Raw genomic sequence first — 15,837 nt, 5'->3', positions numbered from 1 at the left:
CTGGTAAATCACCGATGTTTGATGAACTACCGCCGCGGCGCGCGCAGCGCCGCCGGAAGTATGACTGCCTTGTCACTAAGGCGGAGTGTGCGAGGGCACGGATTCCAGATGAGCCACTGTCCCCTCCAAGCCAGGGGACCCGCTTAAGAATTAGCGGTGTGAAGCGGCTTTCTTTGCCTACTTTCTTTGCCGCGGCAAAGAAAGTAGGTGCCGCCCCGCACAGGGGCAACGCTAATAGACCACCGTGAATTCAAGGAAAGGCCAACACAAAAAATCAGCAAACCGTGAACTCAAGAAAAGCCCAGCATCAACCACCATACCGCCGCAAAAAGCAAAAAACCCAACTACTAGTCACGAGCAGAAGAAGCCGCCCCATGACTCAACCAATCGAGCACAGCACTAGCATCATCATCAGCCCCCGCGCGCGCGCGAGCAACAGTCTCAGCCACATCAGCACTAGGCACGGCCCGCCGAATAGCAACTCCAACAGCCAGAATATCAATCATGACCAAATGAAGAATCCGCGAAATCATCGACAACTGCGACTCGCGAATCTCAATGTGATCGGTCTCAAGCGCCACAGTAGCCCGCTTAGCCAGCGGCGTATTGCTTGAAGTAATAGCAATCACCTTAGCCCCAGCCTGCATGGCAACATCCAGCACCCGCAACAGCTCAGGCGCACGCCCTGACTTGGACACGGCAACAATCACGTCCCCCTTGCCAAGCAATGCAGCAGACGCCGCCTGCATATACAGATCGCCGTAGGCAATAGTAGGAATCCCAAACCGGAAGAACTTGTAATGCGCATCCTGCGCGACGATATTCGAATTGCCGAGCCCATAAAACTCAATACGCCGCGCACCATTCAACAAATCAATAGCCCGCTCGACATGCTCGAAATTCAGATGCTCGCGCAACTGCAAAATCGCCGACACCGTGTTATCCAGCACCTTCGCGCCAAAGTCAGTAGCGGTATCACCAAGATGCACCTGGCTATGACTAACCGGAATCGTGCCGGTCAATCCGGTTGCCAGCTTCAGCTTGAAATCCGACAAGCCCTGGCAGCCGAGCGAACGGCAAAAACGGATCACCGTCGGCTGACTCACATCGGCCTTGCGGGCGATGTCGACAATCGGATCGTTGATGATCGAGCGCGGATGATTCAACGCGAGATCGGCCACGCGGCGCTCGGCCGGCGTCAACGCGTCGCGCATCTGGCGAATCCGCTCGAACACTGCCGATGAACTACCGCCCGTACGGTTCGACAACTGCTCGGCGAGAATCGCCGACACACCGAGGAACGCGGGATATTCAGCGGTAATCACATACGTCGGCACGTTCTGAAGATAGGCCTCGAAACGGCCTTTAGCCTCGAAGCGCTGACGAAACGACGAGCGTTCGAAGAACTCGCCAAGCCGCGGCACCACGCCACCGCCGATATAAATGCCGCCCAACGCGCCGAGCGTCACCGCGATATTGCCCGCGAAGGTGCCGAGAATGCCGCAAAACACATCCACGGATTCGGCCGCGAGCGGCTCGCCGTCGAGCGCGCGCTTGACGATCTCGATCGTGTCGACGTTCGACGCCACACGCTTCTTGTCACGTCCCGCGAGCGCGCGGTAAATCACCTCGATGCCAGGGCCCGCGGCTACCCGTTCGAACGACACATGCGACCACTTCTTGCGCGCGTATTGCAGCACGATGTCTTCGCGTTCGTCGGCCGGCGCAAAGGTGGCGTGGCCGCCTTCACTGCCGAGCGCGATCCAGCGGTCGTCGGCAGGAATCAGGCCGGACACGCCCATGCCGGTGCCCGGGCCGAGCAGGCCGATCACGCTGTTCGGACGGCGCGTGCCGCCGCCCACCTGCACGCGCTGCGCGTCGGTGAGGCCGGGCAGCGCCATGGCCAGCGCGGTAAAGTCGTTCACCACCAGCAGCGTGTCGAAGCCGAGCGCGCGGCGCGTGGCTTCGATCGAAAAGCTCCAGTCGTGGTTCGTCATGCGGACCTGATCGCCGTCGACCGGGTTCGCAATCGCGATCGCCGCATGATTCACGCGGCCGATCTTGGTGTCCTTCAGATACTTCTTGATGACTTCGGCCACGCCCGGATAGTCCGCGCACGGATAAACGAGCACCGAGCCGATTTCGCCCGGGCCTGTCTCCAGCGCGAAGCGCGCGTTGGTGCCGCCGATGTCGGCCAGCAGCCTGGGTCCATCGGCGTGCTGACCCGCGCCCGGCACAGTCTTAGTTTGCACACCAGTAGACATCGAGTCTCACTCCCTTGTCGTTTGCCAACTGTGAGATGGCATTTTTTTGTAGCGCAGCGGTGGCGGCATTCAGCACGTCCATCTTGCGCGGTCCGGCGATCAGCAGAAACAGGTGCTTCACTTCTTTCAACGCGGACAGCGACCAGCTCACGCGCGCATGCGGCGCGCTGCCCGGGTGCACGGCGACGAAGCGCTCGGCGGTGGTGATCGCGTGGTCCCATTCAGGGGCGTCGGCGAAGATCGACGCGGTGTGGCCGTCTTCGCCCATGCCGAGAATCGCGACGTCCGGCACGGCGCTAAAGCGCGGGTCGGCGTTCAGCGCGGCAACGTGCGCGTTCAGATCCTGGGTGGTGTCCGCGAGCGGCCAGAACATGGCGTTCTTCGCGGCGTTCTGCAGCAGCGTGGCATGCACCAGCTGCGAGTTGCTCGCGCCATCTGATTCCGGCACCCAGCGGTCGTCGACCAGCGTCACGGCAATGCGTGACCAGTCGAAGGCTTGCGTGGACAAGGTCTGCAGGAATGGGCGCGGGCTGCTGCCGCCGGACACTGCGAGCATGGCCGGGCGCGCGCTCTGGGTAGGCGCGGAAGGCGCGGCAGATGCGGCCGCCTGTGCGGCGAGCGACGCTTGTAAAGCGTCGCCGACCGCTTTCGCCAACGCGTCGGATTGGGCGCGTTGATCGTCGAAAGCGTGAAGCTGGATCACTTCTCCTCCGTGCTGCTTTCTTGTTGGATCTGCGGAATGTGCCGTGCTGCTTTCACGCGATGCCTGCAAGGCGGATGGCCTGCAGGCGCATTCGTGATACCGGCGCCATTCCGTTCAGTTCGTCGGTCGTGCTGTCAGGCGGCGGGTCGTATTCAATCGAACACAACGTGCCGCCGTGTTTCAATTCTCTTCTTCGAGCCAGCAGGTGCCGTGCTGCGCAAGCATCGCGCTCGCCGCGGCCGGTCCCCACGTGCCCGACGCGTACGGCTTGGGCGGCTTGGTCGAGGTCTTCCATTCGTCCAGGATCGGTTCGACCCAGCGCCACGCGGCTTCCTGCTCGTCGCGCCGCACAAACAGCGCGAGGCGGCCGTTGATCACGTCGAGCAGCAGACGCTGATACGCCTCCATCTGCCCTTCGCGGAAGAACTGGTCGAACGCGAGATCGAGGTGCACGCTGGCGAGGTTCATGCCTTCGCCGGGCTGCTTCGCTAGACAGTAGAGACGGATGGTTTCGTTCGGCTGCAGGCGGATCACCAGACGATTCGCGCCGGCGCGCAGCGCGGAGGCGCCCAGCGCCGAATGCGGCACCGCACGAAAATTCACCACGATCTCCGCGACGCGATCGGCCAGCCGCTTGCCCGTGCGCAGGAAAAACGGCACGCCGGCCCAGCGCCAGTTCTCGATCTCGACCTTCAGCGCGACAAAGGTTTCGGTCGCGCTGTCCGGCTTCACGCCGGCCTCGGTTGCGTACGCCGGCACCGCGGTGCCGCGGATCACGCCCGAATGATACTGGCCGCGCACGGCAACCTTGCCGATATCGCGCGGATCGATCGGCTTCAATGCCCGCAGCACGCGCAGTTTTTCGTCGCGCACCGAGTCCGAATCCATGGAATGCGGCGGCTCCATCGCAACGATGGAAAGCAGTTGCAGCAAATGGTTCTGCACCATGTCGCGCAGCGCGCCGGTATTGTCGTAGAAATCGCCGCGCGCTTCCACACCGAGTTCTTCCGCAATCGTGATCTGAATGCTCTCGACCCACTCGCGGCGCCACATCGGCTCGAACAGCACGTTGCCGAAGCGCAGCGCGAGCAGGTTCTGCACCGGTTCTTTACCGAGGTAGTGGTCGATCCGGTAGATCTGTTCTTCCGCGAAGATCTCGCCGACTGCGTCGTTGATCGCGTTGGACGATTTGAGGTCGTAGCCGAGCGGCTTCTCCAGCACGATACGCGAGTTCGCGTTCAGCCCCACCGACGCCAGCGCGTGGCAGATCGGCACGAACAGCGAAGGGCCGGTGGCCAGATAGAAAACGCGAATGCCGGGCAGGTCCTTGATCGCGTCGCGCAGCAGCACGAAGTCGTCCGGATTGCCGAGGTCGATCTTCGCGAACTCGATGCGCGCGAGAAAGCTCGCCCATGCCGTTTCGTCAAGACCGTTCTTCGATACATGCGGTTTGACGTGCTCGTTCACCCACTGCAGGTATTCGCCGCGATCCTCGATGTGGCGCGCCACCGCGACGATCTTGCCGCTGTCGGCCAGCATGCCGCCTGCACGGTGTGCTTCATACAGTGCCGGCAGGATCTTGCGCATCGACAGGTCGCCGGTTCCGCCAAAGAGAACGAAGGTGAAACTTGAGTCGGTTTGCATGAGTCTCCGTCGATGTCGTGAGGCCGCCGGGGTGAGCGGAAGGGCGACCGTAGTCCGATAAAATATTTTTTGACACTGAATTGTAGTTTAACTACAATCCAAATCAAGAGGTAGCGCTAAATCGATGAAAAAAGCGTGCGCTGAGGATCAGGACGCACGCTTTTCCAAGTCGGCAGGCGTCCCCTGCATGTTAACGGACATTGCGTGTCAGCACGTGCCAGCAAGCCCGGCGGCCTTTACGGAAAGCCGGGGCGTTGAGCGGCGGCAGGACGGTTGCCTGAGTTGACGTGCAAGGCACCTCGAGTCTGCCGCGCGCGACGCGGGCAGGCAAAAATCAAAAGAGGAGACAGTCAGTTGCATCCCGAACCACTCATCTCTTGAGCTTCCAGCGGACGGACACCGGTCCGCCGGCACATGCATCGCGCATGCGCCCGACCGTGCTCGATCGCCCTGTGTTTTGCCTGTTTGAACCAACCACAGCACCCTGGCGATATCAGGGGTCATTTGTTTTTTGTTCAGGTGTCTGGAGGAGATAAGCAATGAAATTTCGCGCGATCATGGGCGCTTTGTGCGCCGCAGGTCTGATGTGTGGCGTCTCGGCGGTGCAGGCTGCCGAGTCGATCGAAGTGTTGCACTGGTGGACTTCGGGCGGTGAATCGAAAGCCGTCGGCGTCCTCAAGGACGACATGACGAAGCAGGGTTACACGTGGAAGGACTTTGCGGTTGCGGGTGGCGCCGGCGCGGCTGCCATGACGGCACTCAAGACGCAGGTGATCTCGGGCAACGCGCCGAGCGCCGCGCAGATCAAGGGTCCGCTGATCCAGGACTGGGCATCGCAAGGCGTGCTGGTGCCGATCGACGCGGCTGCCGGCGACTGGAAGAAGAACCTCCCGCCGGAAATCGACAAGATCATGCACGCGGACGGTCACTACGTGGGCGCGCCGTTCTCGGTGCATCGCGTGAACTGGCTGTACATCAACAAGGCGGCACTCGACAAGGCCGGCGGCAAGGTGCCGACCACGTGGCCTGAATTCTTCGCGGTGGCCGACAAGATGAAAGCCGCGGGCATCCAGCCGATCGCCATGGGCGGTCAGCCGTGGCAAGACCTGACGTTGTGGGAAGACGTCGTGCTGTCGCAAGGCCCGGCTTTCTACAAGAAGGCGCTGGTCGATCTCGACGAGAAGACCCTGACGTCGGACCAGATGGTCGGCGTGTTCGACACGGTCCGCAAGATTCAGGGCTACTTCGACGCGGGCCGCACGGGCCGTGACTGGAACCTGGCCACGGCCATGGTCATCAACGGCAAGGCTGGCATGCAGTTCATGGGCGACTGGGCGAAGGGCGAATTCGCCAACGCCGGCAAGAAGGCGGGCTCGGACTACGTCTGCGCTGCGGTTCCGGGCACGGAAAAGGCTTACACGTTCAACGTCGACTCGTTCGTGTTCTTCCAGCAGAAGGGCCAGACGGGCGCAACGCCGGGTCAGCTCGCGTTGGCGAAGACGATCATGTCGCCGGACTTCCAGGAACAGTTCAGCCTGAACAAGGGCTCGATCCCGGTGCGTTTGGGCGTGTCGATGGCCAAGTTCGACGACTGCGCGAAGAAGTCGTACGCGGATGAACAAGTGGCGATCAAGTCGGGCGGCTATGTGCCTTCGCTGGCACACGGCATGGCGCAACCGGATGCAGCAGCCGGCGCGATCTCGGACGTGGTCACGAAGTTCATGAACTCGCAGCAGGATTCGAAGAGCGCGGTTGCCGCGCTCGCGAAGGCAGCGAAGACCAAGTAAGTGAAGTAAGCGAAGCGGCGCGCCCGGTCGTTGCAGCAACGGGCGCCGGGCGCGCCCTTCAAGTCGCTGATTGCATTGGCAGCAGGCGGCCTCACTCGGGTTTCATGCAGGTTTCATGGACTCACACCTATGCCGTTGCGGTCGAGCGCTGTCCCAGCGTGAATGTCCCGGCGGTACAGTTTCAGCAGGAGTCAAGTAGTGACTGCTTCCATCAGCGGAAACGGGAAAACGGCCACCGCCTCCCGCCGCGCGTCGCCCATGGCGGCCCTTGCCGATCGCTGGATTCCGAAGCTGGTGCTCGCACCCAGCGTCGTGATCAGCCTGATCTTCGTGTATGGCTTCATCGCAATTACCGGCTATCTGTCGCTGTCCAATTCGCGACTGATGCCGCGTTATGAATTTGTCGGTCTCGACCGCTATCGCGAACTGTTCGATAACGACGTGTTCTGGACCTCGGCTGCGAACCTGGGCTGGTTCGGCATCCCGTTCATCGCTATCTGTATCGGCCTTGGCCTCTTCCTCGCCATCCTGCTCGATCAGCAGATCCGCAATGAAGGTGCGCTGCGCGCCGTGTTTCTCTACCCGATGGCGCTGTCGTTCATCGTCACCGGTACGGCGTGGCAGTGGATCATGACGCCGAGCATCGGCCTCGAAAAGGTGTTCCACGACTGGGGCTGGACGAGTTTTTCGTTCAGCTGGCTCGGCGACCCGGACAAGGCGATTTTCTGCGTCGTGGTCGCGGCGGTGTGGCAGTCCACCGGTTTCGTGATGGCGCTGTTCCTCGCGGGCTTGCGCGGTGTCGACGGTGAAATCTTCAAGGCCGCGCAGATGGACGGCGCCGGCTTGCCCACCATCTACCGCAAGATCGTGATTCCGAGCATGCGCCCGGTGTTCTTCTCGGTGCTGCTGATTCTCTGCCACATCACGATCAAGACCTTCGACCTGGTCGTGGCGTTGACCGCGGGCGGCCCGGGCACGTCTTCGTCGCTGCCGGCTATTTTCATGTACACGTTTTCGTTCAATCGCGGGCAGCTGGGCGTCGGCGCGGCATCGTCGATGATGATGCTCGCCACCGTCGTCGCCGTGCTCGTGCCGCTGATGTATCTGGAATCGAGGAGCACCCGCAATGCAGCCTAAGATGACGATCAGCCGTGCCGTCATTTATGCGGCCTTGATTCTGTTTGCCCTGTATTTCCTGTTCCCGCTGTACGTCATGCTGTCGACGTCGTTCAAGGACATCGACCAGCTGCGCACGGGCAATCTGCTCACGCCGCCTTCGCACTGGACCGTCGATCCGTGGATCAAGGCATGGAGCGGCGCCTGTACGGGCGTGCGCTGCGACGGCATGCAGCCGTTCTTCATGAACTCGGTGCGGATGGTGATTCCCGCCGTGCTGATCTCGTCGATCATCGGCGCGTTCAACGGCTATGTGCTCACGCACTGGCGTTTCCGTGGCGCCGATCCGATCTTCACGATGCTGCTGGTGGGCTGCTTCATTCCGTTCCAGGCCATCCTGTTGCCCATGGCGCGTTTCGAAGGCTTCCTCGGCCTGTCGAACACGACGACCGGCCTGGTGGTGGTGCACGTGATCTACGGTATCGCTTTCACCACGATGTTCTTCCGCAACTTCTACGTGAGCATTCCGGCTGAACTCGTGAAGGCCGCGCGGATCGACGGCGCGGGCTTCTTCACGATCTTCACGAAGATTCTGCTGCCGGTGTCGCTGCCGATTTTCATGGTGTGCCTGATCTGGCAATTCACGCAGATCTGGAATGACTTCCTGTTCGGTATCGTGTTCTCCGGCGTCGATTCGATGCCGATCACAGTGGCGCTGAACAACCTCGTGAACACCTCGACCGGCGTGAAGGAATACAACGTGGACATGGCCGGCGCGATCATCGCCGCGTTGCCGACCTTGCTGGTCTACATCGTTGCCGGACGCTATTTCGTACGCGGTCTGACGGCCGGCGCAGTGAAGGGCTAAACCACGGCTGAACTATCCGAGCGCGGCGGCGCATATCAGCAGATGAGCGCCGTCGGCACCCGACAAGACGTTTTCAAGCAGTACCAGAGACAAAGAGGATTCACAGCATGGCAAGCCTTTCCATCCGTGACGTGTACAAGACCTACCCGAACGGGGTGCCGGTTCTGAAGGGTGTCAATATCGACATCGAAGACGGCCAGTTCCTGATTCTCGTCGGCGGTTCGGGCTGCGGGAAATCGACGCTGCTCAACATGATTGCCGGCCTCGAAACCGTGACCAAGGGCGAGATCCAGATCGACGGCAAGACGGTGAACAACCTGTCGCCGAAAGATCGCGACATCGCCATGGTGTTCCAGTCGTACGCGCTGTATCCGTCCATGACGGTGCGCGAGAACATCTCGTTCGGTCTGAACATCCGCAAGGTGCCGAAGCAGGAGCAGACGCAGATCGTCGACCGCGTCTCGAACACGCTGCAGATCACGCACCTGCTGGACCGCAAGCCGGGCCAGCTTTCCGGCGGCCAGCGCCAGCGCGTGGCAATGGGCCGTGCGCTCGCGCGCGATCCGGTCATGTTCCTGTTCGACGAGCCGCTGTCGAATCTCGACGCGAAGCTGCGTATCGAGATGCGCTCCGAGATCAAGCTGCTGCATCAGCGCCTCGGCACGACGATCGTCTACGTGACGCACGATCAGATCGAAGCGATGACGCTCGGCGACCGCATCGCGGTGATGAAAGACGGCATCGTGCAGCAATTCGGCGCACCGCAGGAGATTTACGACTCGCCATCCAATCTGTTCGTGGCCGGTTTTATCGGCGCGCCGCCGATGAACTTCATTCAGGGCAAGCTGGTGGAGCAGGGAGCGGGTGTCGCGCTCGAACTCGATACGGGTGTCGCGCGTACCGCGCTGAACCTGCCGTTCGACACGGCGAAGGTGAAGTCGCACGTGGGCCGTGACGTGATTCTTGGCTTGCGCCCGGAGCGTATTACCGACGCGCGCGGCGCGCATGGCGACAACGCGAAGCTGCAGCCTATCGAAGTGAAGGTCGACGTGATCGAGCCGACCGGCCCGGACACGCTGGTGTTCGCGCAGGTCAACGGCAAGCGCGTGGTGAGCCGCGTGCACCCGGCCTCGAATCCGCAGCCGCTGACCAACACCACGCTGCTGTTCGATACGTCGAAGGCGGTTCTGTTCGATCCGTCGAACGAAGAGCGGATTGCCTGATCGCGAAGTCTGCTTGAATTGAAAAAGCCCCATGCGTTGCGAGACGCATGGGGCTTCTGCTTTTTGCGGCCTGACGGATCCGTGACTATTCCGCGAGGCGCAGATCCGGATTGTTGCGTGCCAGTTCGGTTACCCATTCGATGAATGCGCGCAGCCGCGAACTCAGATTGCGGCGATGCGCGTAGAGCACCGAAAGCGGCGTGCCTGGGGTCGTATAGTTGGTGAGAATCTCCTGCAGCGCGCCTTGCTGGATCAGATCCGCGACCATGAAACGCGAGGGCTGGATGATGCCGTGTCCGAGCGCGGCCGCGCCGATGTACACACTGCCGTCGTTCACCGCCAGCACGCTCTTCAGCGTTACCTTGGCGATCTCGCCGTCCACCTCGTACTCGAACGGAAAGGTCTTGCCGCTGCGCGCGGACACGTAGTTGACCGCGCGATGCTCGCTCAACTCTTCGAGCGTGGTGGGGGTGCCGTATTTCGCCAGATACGCGGGCGACGCGCACGTCACGATCCGCGAGTGGCCGATGCGCCGCGCGACGAGACTCGACTCTTCCGGCGTGCCCATGCGGATCACGCAATCCACGCCGTCCTGAATCAGGTCGATATTGCGATCGGCGAGGCCGAGCCGCACGTCGATCTCGGGGTATTGCTGGTAGAAATCGTCGAGCGCCGGAAGCAGCAGCGCGCGGGCCAGCGTGCCGGACGTATCCACGCGGATCGTGCCGGCCGGATTTTCGCGCTTGTTCGACAGCGACGATTCAGCGTCGGTGACGTCGGCGAGGATGCGCACACAGCGCTCGTAGAACAGCGCGCCGTCCTCGGTCACGCTGACCTGGCGCGTCGAGCGGTTCAAGAGGCGCACGCCGACGTGCTCCTCCAGCGCCTGGATGGTGCGGCTGACTTTGGCGCGCGGCAGGTCGAGCGATTCGGATACTTTGGTGAAGCTGTTCGCTTCCACCACACGCGTAAATATCTCCATCGCTTCGAAACGGTCCATGTTGTGCCTTATGGGTGATTGCCGGAAGTAGGTTTCGAAGTGAAGTGTATAGGCTGGAAAAAATGTTGTCGCATTTGATGATGGCGAGCGGGCGGCGTGCCGTGGCGCGCCCGCCCGCGCCACGGCATGTCGCGCTCAATCCCGGTCGGGCGCGCCGAGCGGGAAGAACGGCCGATAGGGGCGCGCTTCATCGACCGCGCGGGCGAACGAGGGCCGCGCCAGCAGGCGCTTGCGATAGGCGAGCACGTGCGGGAACGCCGGGCCGATCGCGTGCGTCCAGTCCGCGTAGAACAGGAACGGTCCGGCGCCGCAATCGGCGAGGCTGAAGGTGTCGCCCGCGGCCCATTCGCGTTCGGCCATCACCTTGTCGAGCCAGCCGTACGCGGTGTCGAGCATGGCGCGTGCATCGGCCACCGCGCGCGCGTCGCGCTCCGGCTCGGGCCGCATGCTGTCATAGACGATTTTCTGCTGCGGCGTCGAAACGTAGTTGTCGAAGAAGCGGTCCATGCTGCGCACCTCCAGCGCTGCGCGGGCGTCGGCCGGCAGCAGCTGCACCGGGCCGGGATGATAGAGACCGAGATATTCGATGATGACGCTCGCCTCCATCACCGTCCGGCTGCCGTCGACCAGCACCGGAAAGCGCTTGATGGGCCAAAGCGCGGCGAATTCGGCCATGACCTGCGGGTCGTCGTGCGACAGCAGGCGCCACTCGAACGGCGTGCCGTTTTCGTAGAGCGCGGTCAGGACCTTCTGGCAGTAAGACGAGAACGGATGGGCATAGAGCTTCAGGGTCATCGTGATCACCTCGGGCAGTTGCGCGGTTGCGGGATGCAGCGCGGCAAGTCGGCGGCCGGCAGGCCGTTTACCTGACGACGAACGGCACGCGGGCGAATCGACAGCGGCGTCCGCGGGCATCCTTTCTTACGACAAAACGACACAAAACTATGAAGAAAGATGGTGTAACATTTGAAAACTTTGTAAGAGACGCCGCTATAACCGGAAAGAAGGCGCAATAAAAAGCAGGCCCGGGGCGTCACTCAATCAATAGCAAAACATTCGGCGCACGGGGAGTCTTGGCATGTCTACGATCAACACATCGTCGGTGAACAGCGCGACCAGCAACGCGCAGAGCCAGGTTCAGCAGGCTGCGCAATCCATTATCAGCGGTTCGACCGGCAACTCGTCGATGGATGTGGCCACCCTCGTGTCGGCCCTCGTGAACGCGAAGACGGCCGGTCAGACGGCCGCGCTCAAGGCGAAGCAGACGAGCGATACCACCATCCTGTCTGCCTACGGCGCGTTGAGTTCGGCGCTCAGCGCCTTGCAGGCGGCCATCAAGAATCTCTCGGACGGCACCACGCTCTCGACCTTCGCGGCCACCGCGAGCGGCAAGGGCATCGACCCGAAAGCGGGCGCCGGCGCCGTGGCCGGCAGCTACACGATCGACGTCACGCAGATCGCGGCGTCGCAAAGCCTGTCGTCGGCGGCGTTCGGCGCCACCACGCAACTGGGCACCGGCAAGCTGACCATTTCGCTCGGCGGCAAGTCGATGGACGTTGCGATCGACAGCACCAACAACACCTTGAGCGGTATCGCCGCCGCCATCAATAAGGCCGCCAACAATCCCGGCGTCACGGCCACCATCGTGACCGGCACCGGCGGCGCCCACCTCGTGCTGCGCTCGGCCGTGAGCGGCGCGGCCAACACGATCAACGTGGTGGCGAGCAACGTGCAGAACGACGCAGGTCTGTCGAGTCTCGGCGTGACCTCCACGCCCGGTGCGAACGGCGCGGCGTCCTCGATCGTCTCGTCCGATACCAACAAGGCGTGGCACCAGAGCGAGGGCGCGCAGGACGCGCTGCTGAGCATCGGCGGGATTGAGGCGCGCAGTGCCAGCAACGCCGTGACCGACGCGATTGCCGGCGTCACGCTGAATGTGTCGAGCGCCTCGGTCGGCAATCCGCAGACGCTGACCGTCGCACCGGACACCACGGCGCAGAACACGGCGATCACGAATTTCGCCAACCTTTACAACACCGTCGTCACGACGGTCAACAAGCTGTCCTCGTATGACAAATCGTCGAAGAGCGCTGGCGCGCTGCTCGGCGACTCGACGCTGATGACGATCAAGAACGCACTGGCGTCGATTGTCGGCGGTGGCGTCGGCAAGGGCACGTCGGTGGTGAGCCTCGCGCATATCGGCATCACGCTGAAGGGCGATCCGGCCGGCGGCACGCTGGTGGTCAACAATACGGCCCTGAGCGCTGCGCTCAGCAACAATCCGGCGCGGGTTGCCGCGCTGTTCAATTCGACCGATGGCATTGGCGCCAAACTGAACAAGAGCATCACGGAGTTCACGCGCACGGGCGGCATCATCGACACTCGCAACAGCGCGCTGAACGCCGATCTGAAAAGCGTCACCACGCAGCAGAACACGCTCGCCGACTACGCCACGCAGCTGACCAAGCAGTATCAGAGCCAGTTCACGGCCCTCAACAAGCTGATGGCGACCATGAACAACAACTCGGCCTACCTGACGGCGCTGTTCGGCGGCTCGAAGAGCGCGGGTGCGCTGGCGACCAACAAGTAAGTTCGCGACGTCAGTTCGCGAGGCGGCGCATGCTCCGTTCGCGGGAGATGCGCCGATCGTGGGGCCGATGCCGTCAATGCGGCAGGCGAACGTTGAAGCGGAACGTCACGAGCCTGGCAAGCAGGATAAAACCGGTGGCGATCAGCACGCTGTATACGGTGTCGACGTTCGCATAGTCGAGCAGCACATACAGCCAGCAGCCTACAAAAGCGCACGTGGCGTAAGGCCGAGAGTCGCGCAGGATCAGCGGCACCTCATTGCACAGCACGTCGCGAATCACGCCGCCGAACACACCCGTCAGCACACCCATCATTACCGACGTGAACCACGGCATTTGCGCGTCGTGCGCGAGTGAGGTGCCGGCAATGCTGAACAAACCGAGACCCACGGCGTCCGCTACCAGCAGCACCCGCTCGGAGAGCAGGCGCGAGGTCATCTGCAACACCTTGGGCGCGAACAGCGACATCACGAAGATCGCGATCAGATAATCCTGGTGCTCGACCCAGTAGAAGGGCCGCCGCTCCAGCAGCACGTCGCGCAGCGTGCCGCCGCCAAAGGCCGTGGCGATAGCCACGAGAAACGTGCCCACGGCGTCGAGCCGGCGGGTTTTCGCCTCGATGAGACCGGAGATGGCGTAAGAGAAAAGCGCCAGCGCCTCCATGATGGTCAGCGCGAGCGTCAGTCTCGGATGGATCACCGCGGCTCCGTCAGGACTTGGCGTGCGCGGGCGATGCGCCCGGCTGCAACAGCACGACCACCGCCCCGGCGCCGCCGTCGTGCGGGCGTGCCTGGCAGAACGCGATGACCTCGGACTTCTGCACGAGCCATGCGCGCACTTTGCCCTTGAGCACCGGCTCCTTGCCGATCGATCCCAAACCCTTGCCGTGAATCACGCGCAAACACCGCAGGCCGCGCTTCACCGACTCGCGGATGAACTCGGCCAGCGCCTCGCGCGCTTGCTCGCGCCGCATGCCGTGCAGGTCGATTTGCGCCTGCACGATCCAATCGCCGCGCCGCAGTTTGCGCACGACTTCCTGGCTCACGCCTGGGCGGCAATAGGAGAGCGTTTCGTCGGTGTCGAGCAGGACCTCGGGGTCGAATTCGTCCGAGATCGCTTCGTGCAGGACGGCTTCTTCGTCGAGCCGGGTTTGCACCGGCAAGGGCGGCGGGGGATTGCGCGGTTGCGTAGCGCGCGGCGGAGCCGCCAGCGGCGCGACCGCGCCGATCTCGCGGCGAAACAGATCGGCGTCCGCCGAGGCTTCGCGCTGCTTGGCCGCGGCCGCCGTGCGTTCGCGTTCACGCCGCTCGGCATCGCCCTTCAATGCATCGCGCAGCGCGCCGAGACCGGCGAGACCCGCAGCGGGTTCGACTTTGGTCCTGGCGGCGGGCACAGCCGCTGCGGGCGCGGGTTGCGCGACGACTCGCGCGCGCTTCGGTTCGCTCGGGTGAGGTTGATTCTTCGGCATATCGGTAGTACACGCGGAAAAGTAGATCGATCACGCGACGTGTCGTGGCGGCCGGCATAGAAAAAAGGCCGCCGGCTTGTCAGCCGCGGCCTTCTTCAAACAGGCAGCCAGGCCACACCCAGCCGCCATTTTACCGTTGCGTCGATGCTCGCAGACGCTCGCGCCCGATTAACGCTCGGCTTCCGCGCTCATCGCGTGCTCGCCGCCCATCTCGTTGATGGTTTCCAGATAGCGCTGCGCGTCGAGTGCGGCCATGCAGCCCGTGCCCGCGCTGGTGATCGCCTGACGGTAGATGTGGTCCTGCACGTCGCCCGCGGCGAACACGCCCGGCACGCTGGTGGCGGTGGCGAAACCGTTCAGGCCGCCCTTGGTGATGATGTAGCCGTTCTTCATCTCCAGCTGACCCGCGAAAATGTCCGTGTTCGGCTTGTGGCCGATCGCGACGAAGAGGCCTTGCAACGCGATGTCAGTGGTTTCGCCGGTTTGCGTATGCTTGATGCGCAGGCCGGTCACGCCGGACTGGTCGCCGGTTACTTCGTCCAGCGTGTGGTTCCACTTGATCTCGACCACGCCTTCTTTCTCTTTCGCCAGCAGGCGGTCGATCAGGATCGGCTCGGCACGGAACTTGTCGCGGCGATGGATCACGGTGACCTTCTTGGCGATGCCGGCCAGGTAGAGCGCTTCCTCGACCGCGGTATTGCCGCCGCCGATCACGGCCACATGTTGTTGCTTGTAGAAGAAGCCGTCGCAGGTGGCGCAAGCCGACACGCCCTTGCCCATGAACGCTTCTTCCGACGGCAGGCCGAGGTACTGCGCCGATGCGCCGGTCGAGATGATCAGCGAGTCGCAGGTGTATTCGCCCGAGTCGCCGATCAGGCGGATCGGCTTCTCATCGAGCTTGGCCGTGTGGATGTGGTCGAAAATGATTTCCGTGTTGAAGCGCTCGGCGTGCTCCAGGAAGCGCGTCATCAGTTCCGGGCCTTGCACGCCGTTGGCGTCGGCCGGCCAGTTTTCGACGTCGGTCGTAGTCATCAGCTGGCCGCCCTGGGCGAGACCCGTGATGAGCACTGGGGACAGATTGGCGCGTGCCGCGTAGACCGCTGCCGTGTAGCCGGCAGGACCGGAACCGAGAATCAGAACCTTGGCGTGTTTCGTGGTAGTTGCGGGCATGATGGA

The 15,837-nt window shown here is 62.7% G+C and carries 13 protein-coding genes; 5 read left to right on the top strand and 8 right to left on the bottom strand.

Going from position 1 to position 15,837, the window contains the following annotated elements:
* Positions 1-347 precede the first annotated feature (347 nt).
* The 3 genes from A6V37_RS38210 to zwf all read right to left on the bottom strand — a co-directional run bounded on the left by A6V37_RS38210 (position 348) and on the right by zwf (position 4,611).
* On the bottom strand, positions 348-2,264 hold the full coding sequence (locus A6V37_RS38210) for a bifunctional transcriptional regulator/glucokinase (protein WP_064272343.1): 1,917 nt from the start codon (positions 2,262-2,264) through the stop codon (positions 348-350).
* Positions 2,242-2,967, bottom strand: coding sequence for a 6-phosphogluconolactonase (pgl, locus tag A6V37_RS38205; protein ID WP_064272342.1), 726 nt, complete (start codon positions 2,965-2,967; stop codon positions 2,242-2,244). The genes A6V37_RS38210 and pgl overlap by 23 nt, the downstream gene beginning before the upstream one ends.
* Before the next feature lie 180 nt (positions 2,968-3,147).
* Complete coding sequence (zwf, locus tag A6V37_RS38200; protein ID WP_064286937.1) at positions 3,148-4,611, bottom strand: glucose-6-phosphate dehydrogenase; 1,464 nt, start codon at positions 4,609-4,611, stop codon at positions 3,148-3,150.
* 539 nt (positions 4,612-5,150) lie between these two features.
* On the opposite strand from zwf, the gene A6V37_RS38195 reads away from it, so the two are divergent.
* The 4 genes from A6V37_RS38195 to A6V37_RS38180 all read left to right on the top strand — a co-directional run bounded on the left by A6V37_RS38195 (position 5,151) and on the right by A6V37_RS38180 (position 9,605).
* The gene (locus A6V37_RS38195) at positions 5,151-6,398 is read left to right on the top strand and encodes an ABC transporter substrate-binding protein (protein ID WP_064272340.1); all 1,248 of its coding nucleotides are present in this window, start codon (positions 5,151-5,153) and stop codon (positions 6,396-6,398) included.
* A 198-nt stretch (positions 6,399-6,596) separates the two neighbouring features.
* Positions 6,597-7,535: a carbohydrate ABC transporter permease gene (locus tag A6V37_RS38190; protein WP_064272339.1), complete on the top strand. Its 939-nt coding sequence runs from the start codon at positions 6,597-6,599 to the stop codon at positions 7,533-7,535.
* Positions 7,525-8,382: a carbohydrate ABC transporter permease gene (locus A6V37_RS38185; RefSeq protein ID WP_064272338.1), complete on the top strand. Its 858-nt coding sequence runs from the start codon at positions 7,525-7,527 to the stop codon at positions 8,380-8,382. Before A6V37_RS38190 ends, A6V37_RS38185 begins: the two co-directional genes overlap by 11 nt.
* Positions 8,383-8,489: 107 nt before the next feature.
* Positions 8,490-9,605 (top strand): ABC transporter ATP-binding protein, encoded by a 1,116-nt coding sequence (locus tag A6V37_RS38180; RefSeq protein ID WP_064272337.1) that lies wholly within the window; start codon positions 8,490-8,492, stop codon positions 9,603-9,605.
* 85 nt (positions 9,606-9,690) lie between these two features.
* Here A6V37_RS38180 and A6V37_RS38175 read toward each other — a convergent pair whose 3' ends face one another.
* Both A6V37_RS38175 and A6V37_RS38170 read right to left on the bottom strand, forming a co-directional pair.
* Positions 9,691-10,605, bottom strand: a complete 915-nt coding sequence (locus A6V37_RS38175) for a LysR family transcriptional regulator (protein ID WP_064272336.1) — start codon at positions 10,603-10,605, stop codon at positions 9,691-9,693.
* A gap of 135 nt (positions 10,606-10,740) precedes the next feature.
* Complete coding sequence (locus A6V37_RS38170) at positions 10,741-11,400, bottom strand: glutathione S-transferase family protein (protein ID WP_064272367.1); 660 nt, start codon at positions 11,398-11,400, stop codon at positions 10,741-10,743.
* Positions 11,401-11,683: 283 nt separating this feature from the next.
* Between A6V37_RS38170 and fliD the strand changes: the two genes are divergently transcribed.
* The gene (gene fliD, locus A6V37_RS38165) at positions 11,684-13,195 is read left to right on the top strand and encodes a flagellar filament capping protein FliD (protein ID WP_064286936.1); all 1,512 of its coding nucleotides are present in this window, start codon (positions 11,684-11,686) and stop codon (positions 13,193-13,195) included.
* 73 nt (positions 13,196-13,268) lie between these two features.
* Here fliD and A6V37_RS38160 read toward each other — a convergent pair whose 3' ends face one another.
* The 3 genes from A6V37_RS38160 to trxB form a co-directional block, all read right to left on the bottom strand.
* The gene (locus A6V37_RS38160; protein ID WP_064272366.1) at positions 13,269-13,889 is read right to left on the bottom strand and encodes a trimeric intracellular cation channel family protein; all 621 of its coding nucleotides are present in this window, start codon (positions 13,887-13,889) and stop codon (positions 13,269-13,271) included.
* Between the two features lie 13 nt (positions 13,890-13,902).
* A complete protein-coding gene (locus tag A6V37_RS38155; protein WP_064286935.1) occupies positions 13,903-14,661 on the bottom strand; it encodes a Smr/MutS family protein in 759 nt (252 codons plus the stop codon).
* 168 nt (positions 14,662-14,829) lie between these two features.
* Complete coding sequence (gene trxB, locus A6V37_RS38150; protein WP_064272333.1) at positions 14,830-15,831, bottom strand: thioredoxin-disulfide reductase; 1,002 nt, start codon at positions 15,829-15,831, stop codon at positions 14,830-14,832.
* Positions 15,832-15,837 lie beyond the last annotated feature (6 nt).

Origin of the sequence: Paraburkholderia ginsengiterrae (assembly GCF_001645125.1) — a bacterium.
Taxonomy (GTDB): Bacteria; Pseudomonadota; Gammaproteobacteria; order Burkholderiales; family Burkholderiaceae; genus Paraburkholderia; species Paraburkholderia ginsengiterrae.
This window is presented reverse-complemented; position numbering and strand designations above follow the sequence as displayed.

Bases quoted from the DNA above. Each gene is read 5' to 3' on its own strand.
- A6V37_RS38210 (WP_064272343.1), bottom strand. From the start codon at position 2,264: ATGTCTACTGGTGTGCAAACTAAGACTGTGCCGGGCGCGGGTCAGCAC.
- zwf (WP_064286937.1), bottom strand. From the start codon at position 4,611: ATGCAAACCGACTCAAGTTTCACCTTCGTTCTCTTTGGCGGAACCGGC.
- A6V37_RS38195 (WP_064272340.1), top strand. From the start codon at position 5,151: ATGAAATTTCGCGCGATCATGGGCGCTTTGTGCGCCGCAGGTCTGATG.
- A6V37_RS38185 (WP_064272338.1), top strand. From the start codon at position 7,525: ATGCAGCCTAAGATGACGATCAGCCGTGCCGTCATTTATGCGGCCTTG.
- A6V37_RS38180 (WP_064272337.1), top strand. From the start codon at position 8,490: ATGGCAAGCCTTTCCATCCGTGACGTGTACAAGACCTACCCGAACGGG.
- A6V37_RS38175 (WP_064272336.1), bottom strand. From the start codon at position 10,605: ATGGACCGTTTCGAAGCGATGGAGATATTTACGCGTGTGGTGGAAGCG.
- A6V37_RS38170 (WP_064272367.1), bottom strand. From the start codon at position 11,400: ATGACCCTGAAGCTCTATGCCCATCCGTTCTCGTCTTACTGCCAGAAG.
- fliD (WP_064286936.1), top strand. From the start codon at position 11,684: ATGTCTACGATCAACACATCGTCGGTGAACAGCGCGACCAGCAACGCG.
- A6V37_RS38155 (WP_064286935.1), bottom strand. From the start codon at position 14,661: ATGCCGAAGAATCAACCTCACCCGAGCGAACCGAAGCGCGCGCGAGTC.
- trxB (WP_064272333.1), bottom strand. From the start codon at position 15,831: ATGCCCGCAACTACCACGAAACACGCCAAGGTTCTGATTCTCGGTTCC.